This window comes from Pseudomonas sp. LBUM1652 (assembly GCF_059716105.1).
In genome coordinates this window covers 5437861-5455961 of sequence record NZ_CP166804.1, presented here as the reverse complement: position 1 = coordinate 5455961, position 18101 = coordinate 5437861, and the positions used below count along the sequence as shown (strand labels likewise).

Below are 18101 nucleotides of genomic sequence, written 5' to 3'. Positions count from 1 at the left end.
CGGCACAGGCCTCTAGCCTTGGGTTGGCGCACCTGGATGCGCCCAAAAAAACCAGAGGAACCTGATATGAATGCCACTCTTGGACTGGGGGCTTTTCCCCATCGCCGCACACTTGGCGTAATCACCGCCAGCCTGTTGACCTTTTCCGTGCATGCCGCGCCCCTGACCCGGGATAACGGTGCGGCGGTGGGCGACAATCAGAACTCGCAGACCGCCGGCGCCAACGGCCCGGTGTTGCTGCAGGATGTGCAGTTGATCCAGAAGCTGCAGCGCTTTGACCGCGAGCGCATTCCCGAGCGTGTGGTTCACGCCCGTGGCACCGGCGCCCACGGCACTTTCACCGTGACCAACGACCTCAGCGACTTGAGCAAGGCCAAGGTATTTGCCGCCGGCCAGAGCACGCCGGTATTCGTGCGGTTCTCTGCCGTGGTTCACGGTAACCACTCCCCGGAAACCCTGCGTGACCCGCGTGGTTTCGCCACCAAGTTCTATACCGCCGACGGCAACTGGGATCTGGTGGGCAACAACTTCCCGACCTTCTTCATCCGTGACGCGATCAAATTTCCGGACATGGTGCATGCGTTCAAACCCGACCCGCGCACCAATCTTGATGATGACTCGCGCCGATTCGACTTCTTCTCCCATGTACCGGAAGCCACGCGTACGCTGACCGAGCTGTATTCCAACTCGGGAACACCAGCCAGTTATCGCGAAATGGACGGCAACGGAGTGCATGCCTATAAGTTGGTCAATGCCAAAGGCGAAGTGCACTACGTAAAGTTTCACTGGAAGAGCTTGCAGGGCATCAACAATCTCACCCCTAAACAAGTCACAAAAGTTCAGGGTCAGGATTACAGTCATATGACCAATGACTTGGTGACTAATATAAACAAAGGCAACTTCCCGAAATGGGACTTGTACATTCAGGTTCTGAAACCACAAGATTTGTCCAAGTTTGATTTCGATCCGCTGGATGCAACCAAGATCTGGCCGGGTATTCCAGAACGTAAAGTTGGACAAATGGTTCTAAACCGTAATCCGGCAAACGTATTCCAGGAAACCGAACAAGTTGCAATGGCTCCGGCCAATGTTGTGCCGGGTATCGAACCTTCCGAAGATCGATTGTTGCAAGGTCGCGTGTTCTCTTATGCCGACACGCAAATGTATCGTCTTGGCGCCAATGCCCTGCAATTGCCGATCAACGCGCCGAAAGTCGCGGTGAACAACGGCAATCAGGATGGCGCGATGAACTTCGGTGCCAGCCAGTCCGGTGTGAACTATCAGCCGAGCCGTTTGCAACCGCGTGAAGAAACGCCAGCGGCGCGTTACAGCCAGATGGCGCTGTCGGGCAGCACGCAGCAGGCGAAGATCCAGCGTGAGCAGAACTTCAAGCAGGCCGGCGATCTGTATCGCTCGTTCAGCAAAAAGGAACGCCGCGACCTGATCGACAGCTTCGGCGGCTCGCTGGCCACCACGGATGACGAGAGCAAGCACATCATCCTGTCCTTCCTTTATAAGGCCGATCCGGAGTACGGCACCGGCGTGACTGAAGTGGCCAAGGGTGACCTGAGCCGGGTCAAGGCACTGGCGGCCAAACTGGTCGACTGATCCAACGCTGATGCAAAACGGGGTCTGAATCAGGCCCCGTTTCGCCAAAGGAGACTGCTGATGCGTATCTGTCTTTTATTGTTTTGCGGTTGCCTGTCGTTCTCTGCGTGGGCGGCTTCGCCCGAGCAGGACCCTGAAGCCATCAGGGCGCAACTGCAGGACTACTATTTCGACGCGGCCCGGCGCGGTGATGTGCCGATGCTCGATACCTTTATCGAGTCCGGATATTCGCTCGACACCCGCGATGACAAGGGCTACACCGCGCTGATTCTGGCGGCGTATCACGGCCAGGCACCCGCGGTTGAAAGGCTACTCGCCGCCGGGGCGGATGCCTGTGCTCAGGATCAACGCGGCAACACGGCGCTGATGGGCGCGATTTTCAAGGGCGAGTTGCAGATTGCCCGGCGCTTGATGGCCACCGATTGCAGTCCCGACCAACGTAACGGTGCCGGTCAGACGGCCGCCATGTACGCCGGCTTGTTCAAGCGTCAGGAATTGCTCGACGCGCTGAAAGCCAAAGGCGCCGATCTGAATGCCGAAGATCCGCTGGGTAACAGCCCCGCACGTCTGGCCAGCGGGGAATTCCGTACCGCCGCGCCGCGCTGATCGGCAGCGCGTGCGTTATCATCGCGGTTTTTGTCGGGGGTTCTGATGGCCAAGGCCAAGCGCATGTACGGCTGCACCGAGTGCGGCGCAACCTTTCCCAAGTGGGCCGGCCAATGTGGCGAGTGCGGTGCCTGGAACACCTTGACCGAAACCATGATCGAGAGCGGCGGCGCGACGGCGCCCACCGGTCGCACTGGTTGGGCCGGGCAACAGGCGCAGATCAAGACGCTGGCCGAAGTCAGCATCGAAGAGATTCCACGGTTTTCTACTGCCTCCGGCGAACTGGACCGCGTGCTCGGTGGCGGGCTGGTCGATGGCTCGGTAGTGCTGATTGGTGGTGATCCAGGGATCGGCAAGTCAACGATTCTGTTGCAGACCCTTTGCAACCTCGCCAAGAGCATGCCAGCGCTGTACGTCACCGGCGAAGAATCCCAGCAGCAAGTAGCCATGCGCGCCCGACGCCTCGGCTTGCCGCAGGATCAACTGCGGGTGATGACCGAAACCTGTATCGAAACCATCATCGCCACTGCCCGTCAGGAAAAACCCAAGGTGATGGTGATCGACTCGATCCAGACGATTTTCACCGAACAACTGCAATCGGCGCCCGGCGGTGTCTCTCAGGTGCGCGAAAGTGCGGCGCTGCTGGTGCGATACGCCAAGCAAAGCGGCACTGCGATTTTCCTCGTCGGCCACGTCACCAAGGAAGGCGCGCTTGCCGGCCCGCGCGTGCTGGAACATATGGTCGACACCGTGCTGTATTTCGAAGGTGAATCCGATGGCCGTTTGCGTTTGCTGCGGGCGGTGAAAAACCGTTTTGGTGCGGTCAACGAACTCGGTGTGTTCGGCATGACCGACAAGGGACTTAAAGAAGTCTCCAACCCATCGGCGATTTTTCTCACCCGTGCTCAGGAAGAAGTCCCGGGCAGTGTGGTGATGGCGACGTGGGAGGGCACTCGGCCGATGCTGGTGGAAGTGCAGGCGCTGGTCGATGACAGTCATCTGGCCAACCCGCGCCGGGTGACGTTGGGCCTGGATCAGAACCGATTGGCGATGTTGCTGGCGGTTTTGCATCGACACGGCGGCATTCCGACCCACGATCAGGACGTGTTCCTTAACGTGGTCGGCGGGGTGAAGGTGCTGGAAACCGCATCCGATCTGGCGTTGATGGCGGCCGTGATGTCGAGCCTGCGTAATCGGCCGTTGCCCCATGATCTGTTGGTGTTTGGCGAAGTCGGTTTGTCCGGCGAAGTGCGTCCGGTGCCGAGTGGCCAGGAACGTTTGAAGGAAGCAGCCAAGCATGGCTTCAAGCGCGCGATCGTGCCCAAGGGCAACGCGCCGAAAGAGTCGCCGCCGGGGTTGCAGATCATCGCCGTGACGCGTCTCGAACAAGCCCTCGACGCCCTGTTCGAATAATCTCTCAGATACGCCACATACCCTGTGGGAGCGGGCAAGCCCGCTCCCACAGGGATTTGTAGTGGTTTCTAGATTTCGATCAGAGCGCCCAATTCTCGCTCCAGCTCCTGCGGGTCACCTAGGTTGAACTCAATCAAGCGCCGCAGGCGTTCGATGGACTCCAGGCTGATGTGCTTGCAGACGAAGCCGAGTTGGCCATGGTCGTCGTGGGTCAGTTGCACATCCATCTTGATGCCGACCTCATCGTTGAGATGAATATCGACCAGAAAATGCCGCTCCCGATCACCTAACCACGGCTCGGGTTTTTCGATCAACAGACCCTTGAGCGACAGATCAATCAATTTGACCGGCCAGATGTACTCGCCCTGACTCAATTCAGTCTTGGCATCGAACGCGATACGTTTGAAGCGGCGACGCTCAGCTGGGTGCTGGCTCATGGCGCAATCCTCACGAAGGTTTGCTGACTATAGACCCGACCAGTCGGTCGCAGCCAATCGTTAAGGCGTCTAGACCAATGTCGGGGTATGGCCTTTGTCGCCGTAAGCGCTAAACTCGGGGTGGCTGTCTTTCTTGTCCACCCTGGCTGGAATAATAAAATGAAAAATAATAATAGCCTGCTACGCCACTTACCCTGGCTAGTGCTGGCAATCGTAGGAGCGTGCGCCCTGGGCGTAGTGGCATTGCGCCGAGGCGAGGCGATCAACGCCTTGTGGATTGTGGTCGCTGCCGTGGCCATTTATCTGGTTGCGTACCGTTACTACAGCCTGTTCATCGCTAACCATGTGATGCAACTCGATCCGCGTCGGGCCACCCCCGCCGTGCTCAACAATGACGGTCTGGACTATGTGCCGACCAACAAACACATTCTCTTCGGTCACCACTTCGCGGCCATCGCTGGCGCGGGGCCTCTGGTCGGTCCGGTACTGGCGGCGCAGATGGGGTATTTGCCCGGCACGCTGTGGCTGATCGCTGGTGTGGTGCTGGCGGGTGCGGTGCAGGACTTCATGGTTCTGTTCATGTCGACCCGTCGTAACGGCCGCTCCCTGGGCGACATGGTGCGTGAAGAAATGGGCCGCATTCCCGGCACCATCGCGCTGTTTGGCTGCTTCCTGATCATGATCATCATCCTCGCGGTGCTGGCGCTGATCGTCGTGAAAGCCCTGGCCGAGAGCCCATGGGGCATTTTCACGGTGATGGCGACCATCCCGATCGCGATGTTCATGGGCATTTACATGCGCTACATCCGTCCGGGTCGCATTGGTGAGATCTCGGTGGTCGGCGTGTTGCTGCTGCTGGGTTCGATCTGGCTCGGTGGGCAGATCGCCGCCGATCCGGTGTGGGCCAAGGCGTTCACCTTCACGGGTGTGCAGATTACCTGGATGCTGGTCGGTTACGGTTTTGTGGCCGCTTCGCTACCGGTCTGGTTGATTCTGGCGCCGCGTGACTACCTCTCCACTTTCCTCAAGATCGGTACCATCGTCGCTTTGGCGATCGGCATTCTGGTGACCATGCCTGAGCTGAAAATGCCCGCGCTGACCCAGTTCGTCGACGGCACTGGCCCGGTGTGGAAGGGCGGTCTGTTCCCGTTCCTGTTTATCACCATCGCTTGCGGTGCGGTCTCCGGTTTCCATGCGCTGATCTCGTCGGGCACCACGCCGAAGTTGCTGGATAACGAAACCAACGCCCGTTACATCGGTTACGGCGGCATGCTGATGGAATCGTTTGTAGCGATCATGGCCATGGTTGCTGCTTCGGTGATCGAGCCTGGCGTGTACTTCGCCATGAACAGCCCGGCAGCCGTCGTCGGCAGTGATGTGGTGTCTGTTGCGCAAGTGGTCACCAGTTGGGGCTTCGCCATTACGCCTGAGGCGCTGCAAGCCGTGGCGAATGACATTGGCGAAACCACGATCCTGGCCCGTGCCGGCGGTGCGCCGACCCTGGCGGTCGGTATCGCGCAGATCCTGCACAGTGTCCTGCCGGGTGAAAACACCATGGCGTTCTGGTACCACTTCGCAATTCTGTTCGAAGCACTGTTCATCCTCACCGCTGTAGACGCCGGCACCCGTGCCGGGCGTTTCATGCTGCAGGATCTGCTCGGCTCTTTCGTGCCGGCGCTGAAACGTACCGAGTCGTGGACCGCCAACCTGATCGCCACCGCCGGTTGTGTGGCGATGTGGGGCTGGTTGCTGTACCAGGGCGTGATCGATCCACTGGGCGGCATCAACACCCTGTGGCCGCTGTTCGGTATCTCTAACCAGATGCTGGCCGGTATCGCGTTGATGCTTGGTACCGTTGTGCTGATCAAAATGAAGCGCCAGCGCTACATCTGGGTCACTTTGCTTCCGGCTACCTGGCTGCTGATTTGCACCACCACAGCAGGCTTCATCAAGCTGTTCGACGCCAACCCGGCGATCGGCTTCCTGTCGCTGGCCAAGAAGTACAGCGATGCACTCGCCAATGGTCAGGTGCTCGCGCCGGCCAAAAGCGTGGAGCAAATGCAGCACGTGATCTTTAACGCCTACACCAACGCAACGCTGACAGTGCTGTTCCTGTTTGTGGTGTTCAGTATCCTGTTCTACGCGCTCAAGGTCGGCATCGCCGCCTGGGGTAAAAAAGAGCGTACGGATAAAGAATCACCATTCCAGGCCCTGCCGGATGCGTAACCAGAGGATTGCACCATGTTCAATGACCTGAGTCGCCTCGGTAAATACCTCGGTCAGGCCGCGCGCCTGATGGTCGGCATGCCCGACTACGACACCTACGTCGAGCATATGCAAACCAAGCACCCGGACAAACCGGTGATGAGCTATGAGATGTTCTTTCGCGAACGTCAGGAAGCCCGTTACGGTGGCAAGGGTGGGCCGAAGTGCTGTTGATTAGAGCCTGAGGTCGAAGCTATCCCCTGTGGGAGCGAGCCTGCTCGCGAATACGGAGTGTCAGTTGATGAATCCATTGGCTGACGCACCGCTTTCGCGAGCAGGCTCGCTCCCACATTTGTTTTTGTGTTCCTTTTAAGGAGATCGGGTTTTGTCTTCTCCCATACCTGTCACTGTACTCAGCGGTTTCCTCGGCGCCGGCAAGACCACTTTGTTGCGGCACCTGTTGAAAGCCGAGCACGGCCTGAAAATCGCCGTGATCGAAAACGAATTCAGCGACGCCGGCATCGACACTCAGTTGCTTGGCGACGAACCTGTGCAAGTCATGACCCTGGCCAACGGCTGTGTCTGCTGCACCATCCACACCGATCTGACCAAAGCCCTGTACTTGTTGCTTGAGCGGCTGGACAGCGGCGAAATCGCCTTCGACCGACTGGTGATCGAATGCACCGGTCTGGCCGATCCGGCACCCGTGGCGCAGACCTTTTTCATCGATGAAGAACTGCGCGAGCGTTACCTGCTCGACGGCATCATCACCTTGGTTGACGCGGCTCATGCCGATGTACACCTGACTCAGACCATCGCCCAGGCACAGATCGGTTTCGCCGACCGCTTGCTGGTCAGCAAAACTGATCTGGTGGATGAAGCAGCGTTCACCGCATTGAGTGAGCGCCTGACGCGGATCAACCGTCGTGCGCCGATCCGTGTGGTCGAGCACGGCAACATCGATCTGGCTGAATTGCTCGACGTGCGTGGCTTCAACCTCAACGCCGATCTCGGCGGTGGGCTGAATCTGCGTCCGGTCAGCAAGGCGCCGTCGATCGATCGCATCTCCAGCCTCGTGCTGCGCACCGAGCAGCCGCTGGATATCGACCAGCTCAGCGAGTTCATGAATGAGTTGCTGGAAGAACACGGCAAACAATTGCTGCGTTACAAAGGCGTGCTGAACATTGCCGGGGAAGATCGGCGATTGGTGTTTCAGGGTGTGCTGAAACTCTATGGTTTCGACTGGGACACCGAATGGGCCGAAGGTGAGGCGCGCGAAAGTGTGATTGTGTTTATTGCTGATGACTTGCCGGAAGAGAAGATTCGGGCGGGGTTTGCCAAGGTTTCGGCAGCCTGATGGATCTTCGGTGTCAGAGATGACGCCATCGCGGGCTTGCCCGCGATGGCTATCTATCCGGCAGCGCAGTGCGCATTGACGGAATACAACAGGGTGCCTTCCAAATGATCCAGATGTTGATTCATCAACATCGCCGCTTTAGCTGCATCCCCACATTCCACCGCCTCGACAATCTCCAAATGCTCCTGCCACGCGCAACAACTGCGCGTCGTTCCATCACCCCGCGCAATCGCCAGTGACGTAATCGGCACAAGGCTGCCAAGAAAATGCGCCAACGGTGCATTCCCCGCCATCTGCGCCAATTGCAGATGAAACTCCCCCGACAATCGAATCGCCGCGCCGCGCCGATCCTGCTCTACGGCCTGACGCTCGCGCTCGATCAAGGCGCGCAGGCGTTTCACGCCATCAGCCTGTGGTCGCTGACAAGCCAGGCGCACCAGTGTGTTTTCGGTCAGGCGCCGTGCATGCAAGGTCTGCCGGGTCTGCTCCATATCGGGCGCAGCAACACGCGGCCGATGATTGGCGCGCAGGACGATCACTTGTTCATGGGACAACTGCGTCAGCACCCGACGCACGTCCGCGCGGCTGACGCCGAACATCTGCTTGAGGCTCTCTTCGGTGAAGCGGCTGGCCGGGTCGATACGTTGTTCCAGAATCGCATCGAACAGCCGTGGATACAGGTCATCAATGCGGGAGAAGGGCAGGGCGGCCGACATGTGGCGAGTGCGCTGTGGTGAGGCAAGACTGTTCATGGCCGGTCTCCAGTGGGAAGAAATTCAGTTGTTCAAATTGTCGTCCGGAATGTTCAGCTCGATGCCCATCCGCTGGCCTTCGCGCAGGATGTGCCGGCGCATTTCGGCGCTGGCCTGGGCGCTGTTTTTGCTGCGGATCGCACGAACCACGGCTTCGTTTTCCTCCAACCTTTCGGCCAGATGCTCAGGGGAATTGCGCAGCACCTCGGCGCTTTGCTTGAGGGCATTGCTGGTCTGTTGCACCACGCTCTGGAAGATCGGATTCGACGTCAGGGTGAACAGCTCTTCGTGAAACGCGATGTAGGCGCTGACCCCGGCTTCGCTGTCACCCGCCTCGAGGGCTTCGCGCATGTCCATCAGAGTCAGGCGCAACTGGCCGACTTCCTTGCTGCTGATCGACTGTGCAACGAGGCCGACGATGAACGGTTCAAGGGTGTAGCGCAGTTGCAGCACGTCTTCGAGACTGGCGCTGGCCACTGCACTGTCGTGGCTTTGGCTGTCGCTGAGCTGTGCGTCGAGTACGACTACGCCTTTGCCCGGCATCGAGCGCACGAGACCGAGGGTTTCCAGGACGATCACCGCTTCGCGCAGGCTCGGGCGGCTGATGCCCAGTTGTTCGGCCAGTTCGCGCTGGCCCGGCAGCATGTCGCCGGAGCGCCACTGACCTCGGGCCAGTGCGGCCCGGAGTTTTTCTACGACTGAGTTGACGACGGTTGAGGTGGTAATCACGTGTCTTGCTCCATGAGCCGTGCCTGCGGGTCAGCAGGCACGGCGATCAATCAGAATTCTTTGGCCGCCGCTTGAGCGACGGTTTTTCTCGGCTGAAAGGTATAGCCCTGCTCGCCGTTGAGCACCTTGTTCGCCCGTTGCACATCGATGTCCTTCTCCCAACGAGCGATGGCCACGGTGGCGACGCAGTTGCCGATCAGGTTAGTCAGTGCGCGGCCGATGCCCATGAACCAGTCCACCGCCAGCACTAACACCAGACCGACCACCGGAATGGCCGGGATCGCCGTCAATGTCGCCGCCAGAATCACCAGTGCTGAACCGGGAATGCCATGGGCGCCTTTGGAGGTGATCAGCGACACCAGCAGAATCGTCAGCAAATCAGTCATGGCCAGCGGCGTGCCGGTGGCGTTGGCGATGAACACGATGGCCAGGGTCAGATAGATCGAGAAACCGTCGAGGTTGAACGAGTAGCCGGTGGGAATCACCAGCCCGACCGTCGAGCTGCCAATCCCCAAGTGTTCAAGTTTGCGCATGATCTGTGGCAGCACGGCGTCAGACGACGCGGTGCCCATGACGATCAGCAGTTCTTCACGCAGGTATTTGAGCAGTGGCCACATGCGCAGGCCGGAGGCGCGCATCACCACACCGAGAATCACGCTGACGAAGGCGACGCAGGTCAGGTAGAACAGGCCAACCAGACTGCCCAGGTGTTGCAGCGAGTCGAGGCCATATTTGCTGGTGGTGAACGCGATGGCGCCGAACACACCGATCGGCGCCAGACGCACGATCATGCCCATGATGCGGAAGATCACATGGCTCAGTTCGTTGATCAGGCGCGAGATCCCGGAAGCGGCTTCGCCGACCAGATTCAATGCGCTGCCGAACAGCACCGAGAACAGCAGTACTTGCAGGATGTTGTTGTCGGCAAACGCGCCGATCACCGACGTCGGGATCAGGTCCATCAGGAACTGCGTGGTGGTGTGCATGTGCTGGCTGCGTTCGGCGAGGTCGCCCATGTCGGCGGCGGACAGTTGCTCCAGATGGATATTGGCGCCGCTGCCGATGCCGGTGCTGAAGGCGAACACCAGACCGATCACCAAGGCAATGGTGGTCAACACTTCAAAGTAGATAACGGATTTGAGGCCGATGCGCCCGACCTTCTTCAGATCGCCCGCGCCACTGATGCCGCTGACCACCACGCAGAATACGATCAGACCGATGAGCATCTTGATCAGTTTGATGAAGCCGTCACCGAGCGGTTTGAGCTGGGCCGAGTATTCAGGAAGGGTCAGTCCGCAGACGATGCCAAGCACCAGTCCGAGAACCACTTGGAGGAAGATTGAACGCGAGCACCATCTGAGCATGGGAGGAATCCTGGTCGGTGTCCTGGCTGCCGTGCGCGTGGCGCATCAGATTCAGGACTTAATTATTTTGGTCTTACCGGTATGTCCAGTGCGGGTGCAGTCTAGGCGCGGATTTTTGCGAATCGCAAGTGAAAAATGACGAATTGGCATGACCGGTCTGACCAGTTGTGCGGTGAGTCCCATTTTTGAGCGGTTCAGGCGTTTGAAAAAATGCAGACATAAAAAAACCGGCCAATCACTTGGCCGGTTTTTCATGCTGCGGATTTAACGTCGCGATTAAGCGCCGTACACCGGCAGTTTCTTGCAGATGGCTTTGACTTTCTCACGAACGGCGTCGATCACCGCTTCGTTGTTCAGGTCAGCCAGGATGTCGCAGATCCAGCCGGCCAGCTCTTTGCACTCAGCCTCTTTGAAGCCACGAGTGGTCACAGCCGGAGTACCGAAGCGCAGGCCGGAAGTGACGAACGGGGAGCGTGGATCGTTAGGCACGGAGTTCTTGTTCACGGTGATGAACGCTTTGCCCAGAGCGGCGTCTGCGTCTTTACCAGAGATTTCCTGCTTGATCAGCGACAGCAGGAACAGGTGGTTTTCAGTACCGCCGGACACCACGTCGAAACCACGCTCGATGAACACACCGGCCATGGCCTTGGCGTTTTTCACCACTTGCTGCTGGTAAGTCTTGAACTCAGGCTGCAGCGCTTCCTTGAAGCAGATCGCTTTAGCGGCGATCACGTGCTCCAGCGGGCCACCCTGGGCACCCGGGAATACCGCGGAGTTCAGCTTCTTCTCGATGTCGGCGTTGGCGCGAGCCAGGATCAGGCCGCCACGTGGACCGCGCAGGGTCTTGTGCGTGGTGGTGGTCACGACGTCAGCGAATGGCACCGGGTTTGGGTAGACGCCAGCGGCGACCAGACCGGCCACGTGAGCCATGTCGACGAACAGGTAGGCGCCAACCTTGTCAGCGATAGCGCGGAAGCGTGGGAAATCCAGAATCTGCGAGTAGGCAGAGAAACCGGCCACGATCATTTTTGGCTTGTGCTCAACCGCCAGACGCTCGACTTCGTCGTAGTCGATCAGGCCGTTGGCGTCGATGCCGTACTGGATAGCGTTGTAAAGCTTGCCGGAGGAGGAAACGCTGGCGCCGTGGGTCAAGTGACCGCCGTGGGCCAGGCTCATGCCCAGAATGGTGTCACCGGCCGACAGCAGGGCCAGGTAGACAGCAGCGTTGGCTTGCGAACCGGCGTGCGGCTGAACGTTGGCGTAATCGGCGCCGAACAGTTCTTTGGCGCGGTCGATGGCCAGTTGCTCAACAACGTCGACGAACTCGCAACCACCGTAGTAGCGCTTGCCCGGGTAGCCTTCGGCGTACTTGTTGGTCAGTACCGAGCCTTGAGCCTCCATCACCGCTGGGCTGGTGTAGTTCTCCGAAGCGATCAGCTCGATGTGTTCTTCCTGGCGCTGAGCTTCTTGCTCCATGGCGGCAAAAAGATCGGCGTCGTACTTGGCAATAGTCAAATCACGGCTGAACATGGCGGTCCTCAAGGATCGGGGGCAGAAAAGGGGGGCATTCTAACCCAATGGGTTTTGGATGGCATATGAAACGACATCATGTCGCAGACAAGTGGTTTTCATGACCGATGTGCGGTGCTTTTGAAGGCCTCTTCGCGAGCAGGCTCGCTCCCACAGTAATCGAGGCAGGCCTGCGATTTTGTGATCGACATCAATTCCTGTGGGAGCGAGCCTGCTCGCGAAGGCCGCACCGCAGATTTTCAGTCGAACATGAAGAGGGCGTCATTGCTGAACTGCGCCTCAAACCGACCCGCCGGCATCGGCCTTCCAAACAGATACCCCTGAACCTCATCGCAGCCATGCTCACGCAGGAAGTCGAGCTGCTCATGGGTTTCCACACCCTCGGCAATCACCGCCAGATTCAAGCTGTGGGCCATGGCGATGATCGCCCGGGCGATCTGCGCGTCCTGTTCGCCGGACGGCAAACCGTCGACGAAGGTGCGGTCGATCTTCAACACGTCGATCGGGAATTGCTTGAGGTAGTTCAGCGATGAATAACCGGTGCCGAAGTCGTCGACCGCGATGCTCAGGCCAAGGTTTTTCAGCCCGGCGAGGATCTGCATGGCTTCGCTGACCTCGCGCATCAGGATACTTTCGGTCAGTTCCAGCTCCAGGCATGCCGGCGGCAGGCCGGTTTCGCGCAGGATGGTGGCGATCCGCGTGCCGAGTTGGCCGTCGGAGAACTGCCGCGCCGAGATGTTCACCGACACCTTAGGCACGCGCACGCGGCTCTGGTGCCAGGTCTTGAGCTGACGGCAGGCCTCGCTGATCACCCAGTCGCCGACATCCACCACCAGTCCGAGTTCTTCCAGCACCGGAATGAAATCCCCCGGCGGCACCAGCCCACGACGCGGATGACGCCAGCGCAGCAGGGCTTCGGCGCCGGTCAGGCGCTTGCCGTCGCCGCTGAATTGGGGTTGGTAATACAGGACGAATTCGTTCTGCTCCAAGGCATGGCGCAGGTCGCTTTCCAGCTCCAGACGCTCCAGCGCACTGGCGTTCATGTCGGCCTGATAGAACTGGAAGTTGTTCTTGCCGCGCTCTTTGGCGTGGTACATCGCGGTGTCGGCGTTCTTCATCAACTGGCTGAGTTCGTTGCCGTCCTGCGGACTCAGAGCGATGCCGATACTCGCGGTGACGAAGAACTCGCGACCTTCGAGCACGAACGGGCGTACCAGACTGCCGAGAATCTGCTCGGCCACATGTATCGCGCGGTTCAGCGCCAGCTCCCGACTTGAGCGGTGTTGCAGCAGGAGAGTGAACTCATCGCCACCCATCCGCGCCACGGTGTCGTCATCGTCGACGCAGGCCAGCAGGCGCGTGGCCATGTCTTTCAACATGCGGTCGCCGGCAGCGTGGCCGAGGGAGTCGTTGATCGGTTTGAAGCGGTCGAGGTCGAGAAACATCAGCACCACCCACGACTTCTGTCGCTCCGCTGCTTGCAGCGCAGTGTGCAGGCGATCCTGGAACAACGTGCGGTTGGGCAGATGGGTCAGGGCGTCGTAATAGGCGAGGCGGTGGATGCGCTGTTCGCTGGCCTTGCGCTCGCTGATGTCGCTGAAGAAGCACACGTAACTGGCCAGATCGCCTTCATCGTCGAGCACAGCGGTGATGCCGACCCACGCCGGGTAGTGCTCGCCATTGCGGCGCTTGAGCCAGACTTCGCCTTCCCACGTACTGTGCTGATGCAGTTGCTTGAGCACGTAACGCAGGTGCGCATCCTGTTGCTCGTCGACGGTGAGCATGTTGGGCAATTGGTCGAGCACTTCCGCCACCGCGTAACCGCTGACCCGACTGAACGCCTCGTTGGCCTGGACGATGTAACCGGCCGGGTCGGTGATCAGGATCGCCGACGTCGAGTGTTCGAATACCGTGGCGGCCATGCGCAAATCTTTCTCGGCGCGGCGCTGCTGACTGATGTCGCGGCCAACGCCGAGCACGCCTTCGAACGCGCCGTGTTCGTCCCACACCAGCACCAGACGCAGTTCGATCGGGATCTTGCGGCCATCGGCGCGCAGGCAGTCGAACAGGAACAGTTGGGTCTGCACCTGATTGCGCAAAATGGCTAACTGTTCGGGTTTATCCAGGGCTTTGCTGACGCGATCCATCAGGGTGTAGATGCCGCTCAGTTGCTGCGGGTTGGCGATGGTCGATTGCCAGCCGTTCTGGAAAATCCATTCGGCGTCGTAGCCCAGCACCGCTTGCACCGACGGGCTGACGTAGTTCAGCGAGAGCTTGCTGTCGGTGGAGAAGATCACGTCGCTGATGCTTTCGGCGAGCATCCGGTAGCGCTGCTCGCTGTCGCGCAGGGATTCGCTGGCTTCGATCTGCTCGGTTATGTCCTTGGCCACGCCGATGATCCGCGTGACCTGATCGTGCTTGTCCCGGGCCAGCGCCTGTTCACGAATGTCGAAGCGCCGCCATTCGCCATCGCGATGACGGAAGCGCAACTGGCACTGCAACAGTTGGCTGTAACCGGCGTGGCGCTGCATCTGCCGTGAGCGATGGTAATAGTCGGCGTCTTCCGGGTGCAGGAGAATTTCCCAGAAGTACTCGCCCATCTGATGCAGTTCGGTGCGGTTGTAACCGAGGGTCTGGCCGAGATGGTGGTTGCTGAAAATCATCCGCTGGCTGATCACATCCTGCACGTACAGATGATCCGGCACGGTGCGCACCACGTCCGACCAGAAGCCCTCGCGCTCCAGCAGCGACAGCTCGATCAGCTTGCGGCTGGTGATGTCGTTGATACTCAGGATCACCGCTTTATAGTCGTGCCGCTCGGTCGGCAGGCGCAGCACCATCCACAGGTGTTGATCGCGACCGTTGATGTCCGGGAGTTTGATTTCCAGTTCCAGCTGCTTTTGTTGCTGGAGCACCGCGTCGAGTACTTGATGGCCGATCGCGCAGTGACGATGTGGATGACCGTCGATCAACAACTGCCAGGCGTGTTCGCAGGAATTGACATTGAGCAATTGCAGCGCGACCTGATTGACCTCGGTGACACGCAGTTCCTGCAGCAATTGCTGGCGCTGTTGCGGCTGGTCCAGCCAGGCCTTGAGCTGGTCGCTGGTCTGGATCTGCGCCTTGTCGAAAATCTGCTTGAGCCCGGACAGATCGAGCACGCACAGGGCAACCCCGGTACCGTCGAAAATGTCCTGATAGCGGCGGCGGCCTTCATGTAATTGGCGCTGACGCCGGCGCATGTTCAGTAGCGCGATCACCGGTAGCATCGAGAACGCCAGACCCAGCAGGCATTTGCCGATGAACGCCGGCAGCAACTCTTCCAGCACGCGCTGGCGGTCGAACAGGCCACGCAATTGCCAATCACTGCTGCTCAGCGGCACGGTGAGTACGGTGTTGGCCAGATCGTCCGGGCTCAGCACGCCAGGCTTGGCGGATGACAGGGCTTCGTCGCGACTGATGATCTGATGGTTGATACGGTTTTCCACCAGCCACAGCGGACGCAGGCCGGTTTCACTCTGCTTGGTCAGCGAGTCGAAGAACGTCGGCGTCAGGCGCAAAGCCCAATAGGCGCGTGTACTGCCGCTGGCCTGATGCAACAAAAGATGCACCACCGAGCCATCGTCGGCGTTACTGAAATAGTGCGCCTGGGCGCGGCTGCGGCGTACCAGTTCGGTGAGGTAGCTGGCGTCGGAGCTGTCGGCGGCGCTGTCACTGATGATTCGCCCGGAAGGGCTGAGCAACGCGAGGCTGCGCAGGTCAGGCAGCGATTGCTGGAGCTTGCGCAGCAACTGCTGCTGTTCGTCGGCCGATTGCGGTTGTTCGACGATCGGTAGCAGATTGAGGGCGATTTGCGCATTCAGCGCCATGTTCAGGCTGACCTGCGAGGCGAGGTCGGCGGTGTAATCGATGGTGTACTGGCGCTGGTTTTTCTGGGTTTCGCGCAGTTGATCGAGCAGTTGCCAGAACAGCAGCGCCAGCAGCAAAAGCACGAGTGTCGCCAGCGCACCCTTTAATGTCCCGCGCAGGGGCGAGCCGGGCGCCGGTTGGGTGCTGCTCACAGAAGCTGGCGGAGTGACATTGGACAAGCTGTAATCCTGCGATCTGGCTGGACTGGCGCGACGTGCACTATAAGCCGGACGCCCAAAGGGCGGCTAGCATGCCTTGAGTCGTGGCGAAGTGCCAGCCCCTCGCGGCTGGACTGCCTTCCGTCAATCAGGTAGCTTTGCCGGTTACGCGGGAGCGTTCCAGCTCCTAGAATCAGACTTTTTCAGCGCGCACGCATTGATCACCATCAAGTGAACGACGCGCACGGTCTGGCCGGGCATCGCCTGCGCTCCAATCATTCATCTGTCACTGACCCAAGGTTCTCCATGGCTCAATACGTCTTCACCATGCATCGGCTGGGCAAAGTTGTTCCGCCGAAGCGGGAAATCCTGAAAAACATTTCGCTGTCGTTCTTCCCCGGCGCCAAGATCGGCGTACTCGGCCTTAACGGTTCGGGTAAGTCCACGTTGCTGAAAATCATGGCCGGCGTCGACACCGAGTTCGAAGGCGAAGCCCGTCCGATGCCGGATCTGAACATCGGTTATCTGCCGCAAGAACCGCAACTTGATCCGACCAAGACCGTGCGTGAAGTGGTCGAGGAAGCGGTCAGCGTGATCAAGAACGCCCAGGCGCGCCTGGACGAGGTCTACGCGGCTTACGCTGAAGAAGACGCCGATTTCGACAAACTGGCTGCTGAGCAGGCCAAGCTCGAAGCGATCCTGCAAGCCAGCGACGGCCACAATCTGGATCGTCAACTGGAAGTCGCTGCCGATGCGCTGCGTCTGCCGGCATGGGACGCCAAGGTCGAATTCCTCTCCGGTGGTGAAAAGCGTCGTGTGGCCCTGTGCCGTCTGCTGCTGTCCGCTCCGGACATGCTGCTGCTCGACGAACCGACCAACCACTTGGACGCCGATTCCGTTGCGTGGCTGGAGCACTTCCTGCACGACTTCCCGGGCACCGTGGTTGCGATCACGCACGACCGTTACTTCCTGGACAACGTTGCTGGCTGGATTCTGGAACTCGACCGCGGTGCGGGCATTCCTTACGAGGGCAACTATTCGGGTTGGCTTGAAGCCAAGTCCGATCGTCTGGCTGCCGAATCCAAGCAGCAGTCGGCCCACGAAAAAGCCATGAAAGAAGAACTGGAGTGGGTGCGCAAAGGCGCCAAGGCTCGTCAGTCGAAATCCAAGGCGCGTCTGCAACGCTTCGAAGAAATGCAATCGCAGGAATTCCAGAAGCGTTCGGAAACCAACGAGATCTACATCCCGGCCGGTCCGCGCCTGGGCGACAAGGTCATCGAGTTCAAGAACGTCACCAAGGGCTACGGCGATCGCGTGCTGATCGACAACCTGTCGTTCTCGATGCCGAAAGGCGCCATCGTCGGCGTGATCGGCGGTAACGGTGCCGGTAAGTCGACCCTGTTCCGCATGCTGATGGGCAAGGAAACGCCGGACTCGGGCAGCATCGAAGTCGGCGAAACCGTGCAACTGGCCTGTGTGGATCAGAGCCGCGAAGACCTCGACGGCAGCAAGACTGTGTTCCAGCAGATCTCCGACGGTTCCGACCAGATCCGCATCGGTAACTACGAGATCCCGTCGCGTACCTACGTCGGTCGCTTCAACTTCAAGGGCGGCGATCAGCAGAAGTTCGTCAAGGACCTGTCCGGTGGTGAGCGCGGTCGTCTGCATCTGGCGCTGACGCTGAAGGAGGGCGGCAACGTCCTGCTGCTCGACGAACCGTCCAACGACCTCGACGTTGAAACCCTGCGTTCCCTGGAAGAAGCCCTGCTGGACTTCCCGGGCGCCGCCATTGTGATCTCTCACGATCGGTGGTTCCTTGATCGCGTCGCGACCCACATCCTGGCGTACGAAGACGACTCGCAAGCGATCTTCTTCGAAGGCAACTACACCGAGTACGAAGCCGACCGCAAAAAGCGCCTCGGCGAAGCGGCTGCCCAGCCACACCGGGTACGTCACAAGAAACTGGCCTGATATCGGGTTGGTTGCATGAAAAGCGGAGCCTTAGGGCTCCGTTTTTTTTTGCCTTTTTTCTC

13 protein-coding genes are annotated in these 18101 nt (G+C 59.5%); 7 read left to right on the top strand and 6 right to left on the bottom strand.

The features are described from left to right. The first annotated feature begins 66 nt into the window (after positions 1-66). Genes ACA069_RS24625 through radA form a run of 3 tightly spaced genes read left to right on the top strand, consistent with a single transcriptional unit; the run spans position 67 to position 3627 of the window. Positions 67-1608 (top strand): catalase, encoded by a 1542-nt coding sequence (locus tag ACA069_RS24625; protein ID WP_497615389.1) that lies wholly within the window; start codon positions 67-69, stop codon positions 1606-1608. Between the two features lie 60 nt (positions 1609-1668). Next, entirely contained in the window at positions 1669-2214 is a 546-nt protein-coding gene (locus ACA069_RS24620) for an ankyrin repeat domain-containing protein (protein WP_497615388.1), read from the top strand. 45 nt (positions 2215-2259) lie between these two features. After that, positions 2260-3627: a DNA repair protein RadA gene (gene radA / locus ACA069_RS24615; RefSeq protein ID WP_007909773.1), complete on the top strand. Its 1368-nt coding sequence runs from the start codon at positions 2260-2262 to the stop codon at positions 3625-3627. 68 nt (positions 3628-3695) lie between these two features. On the opposite strand, the gene ACA069_RS24610 is transcribed toward radA, so the two are convergent. Then, a complete protein-coding gene (locus ACA069_RS24610) occupies positions 3696-4064 on the bottom strand; it encodes a PilZ domain-containing protein (RefSeq protein WP_497615386.1) in 369 nt (122 codons plus the stop codon). A 159-nt stretch (positions 4065-4223) separates the two neighbouring features. Between ACA069_RS24610 and ACA069_RS24605 the strand changes: the two genes are divergently transcribed. The 3 genes from ACA069_RS24605 to yjiA all read left to right on the top strand — a co-directional run bounded on the left by ACA069_RS24605 (position 4224) and on the right by yjiA (position 7626). After that, the gene (locus tag ACA069_RS24605; RefSeq protein ID WP_187679183.1) at positions 4224-6290 is read left to right on the top strand and encodes a carbon starvation CstA family protein; all 2067 of its coding nucleotides are present in this window, start codon (positions 4224-4226) and stop codon (positions 6288-6290) included. Positions 6291-6305: 15 nt separating this feature from the next. Then, positions 6306-6503, top strand: a complete 198-nt coding sequence (locus ACA069_RS24600) for a YbdD/YjiX family protein (RefSeq protein WP_003228401.1) — start codon at positions 6306-6308, stop codon at positions 6501-6503. 151 nt (positions 6504-6654) lie between these two features. Then, entirely contained in the window at positions 6655-7626 is a 972-nt protein-coding gene (gene yjiA / locus ACA069_RS24595) for a GTPase (protein ID WP_401267263.1), read from the top strand. A 53-nt stretch (positions 7627-7679) separates the two neighbouring features. Here yjiA and ACA069_RS24590 read toward each other — a convergent pair whose 3' ends face one another. From ACA069_RS24590 to morA, 5 genes are all read right to left on the bottom strand, one after another. Next, positions 7680-8378 (bottom strand): GntR family transcriptional regulator, encoded by a 699-nt coding sequence (locus tag ACA069_RS24590; RefSeq protein ID WP_497615385.1) that lies wholly within the window; start codon positions 8376-8378, stop codon positions 7680-7682. Positions 8379-8402: 24 nt separating this feature from the next. Beyond that, positions 8403-9107, bottom strand: coding sequence for a FadR/GntR family transcriptional regulator (locus ACA069_RS24585; protein WP_187679186.1), 705 nt, complete (start codon positions 9105-9107; stop codon positions 8403-8405). Positions 9108-9157: 50 nt separating this feature from the next. After that, complete coding sequence (locus ACA069_RS24580; RefSeq protein ID WP_187679187.1) at positions 9158-10471, bottom strand: C4-dicarboxylate transporter DctA; 1314 nt, start codon at positions 10469-10471, stop codon at positions 9158-9160. A gap of 276 nt (positions 10472-10747) precedes the next feature. Further along, entirely contained in the window at positions 10748-12001 is a 1254-nt protein-coding gene (gene glyA / locus ACA069_RS24575) for a serine hydroxymethyltransferase (protein WP_187679188.1), read from the bottom strand. Positions 12002-12240: 239 nt separating this feature from the next. Continuing rightward, positions 12241-16089 carry a cyclic di-GMP receptor MorA gene (gene morA / locus ACA069_RS24570; RefSeq protein WP_489879961.1) on the bottom strand — a complete coding sequence of 1283 codons (3849 nt, stop codon included), beginning with the start codon at positions 16087-16089 and terminating at the stop codon, positions 12241-12243. A 285-nt stretch (positions 16090-16374) separates the two neighbouring features. On the opposite strand from morA, the gene ettA reads away from it, so the two are divergent. Further along, entirely contained in the window at positions 16375-18039 is a 1665-nt protein-coding gene (gene ettA / locus ACA069_RS24565; RefSeq protein WP_187679258.1) for an energy-dependent translational throttle protein EttA, read from the top strand. The last annotated feature ends 62 nt before the right edge of the window (positions 18040-18101 follow it).

Coding starts and splice junctions, on each gene's coding strand:
- ACA069_RS24625 (WP_497615389.1), top strand. CDS start 67: ATGAATGCCACTCTTGGACTGGGGGCTTTTCCCCATCGCCGCACACTT.
- ACA069_RS24620 (WP_497615388.1), top strand. CDS start 1,669: ATGCGTATCTGTCTTTTATTGTTTTGCGGTTGCCTGTCGTTCTCTGCG.
- radA (WP_007909773.1), top strand. CDS start 2,260: ATGGCCAAGGCCAAGCGCATGTACGGCTGCACCGAGTGCGGCGCAACC.
- ACA069_RS24610 (WP_497615386.1), bottom strand. CDS start 4,064: ATGAGCCAGCACCCAGCTGAGCGTCGCCGCTTCAAACGTATCGCGTTC.
- ACA069_RS24605 (WP_187679183.1), top strand. CDS start 4,224: ATGAAAAATAATAATAGCCTGCTACGCCACTTACCCTGGCTAGTGCTG.
- ACA069_RS24600 (WP_003228401.1), top strand. CDS start 6,306: ATGTTCAATGACCTGAGTCGCCTCGGTAAATACCTCGGTCAGGCCGCG.
- ACA069_RS24590 (WP_497615385.1), bottom strand. CDS start 8,378: ATGAACAGTCTTGCCTCACCACAGCGCACTCGCCACATGTCGGCCGCC.
- ACA069_RS24580 (WP_187679187.1), bottom strand. CDS start 10,471: ATGCTCAGATGGTGCTCGCGTTCAATCTTCCTCCAAGTGGTTCTCGGA.
- glyA (WP_187679188.1), bottom strand. CDS start 12,001: ATGTTCAGCCGTGATTTGACTATTGCCAAGTACGACGCCGATCTTTTT.
- ettA (WP_187679258.1), top strand. CDS start 16,375: ATGGCTCAATACGTCTTCACCATGCATCGGCTGGGCAAAGTTGTTCCG.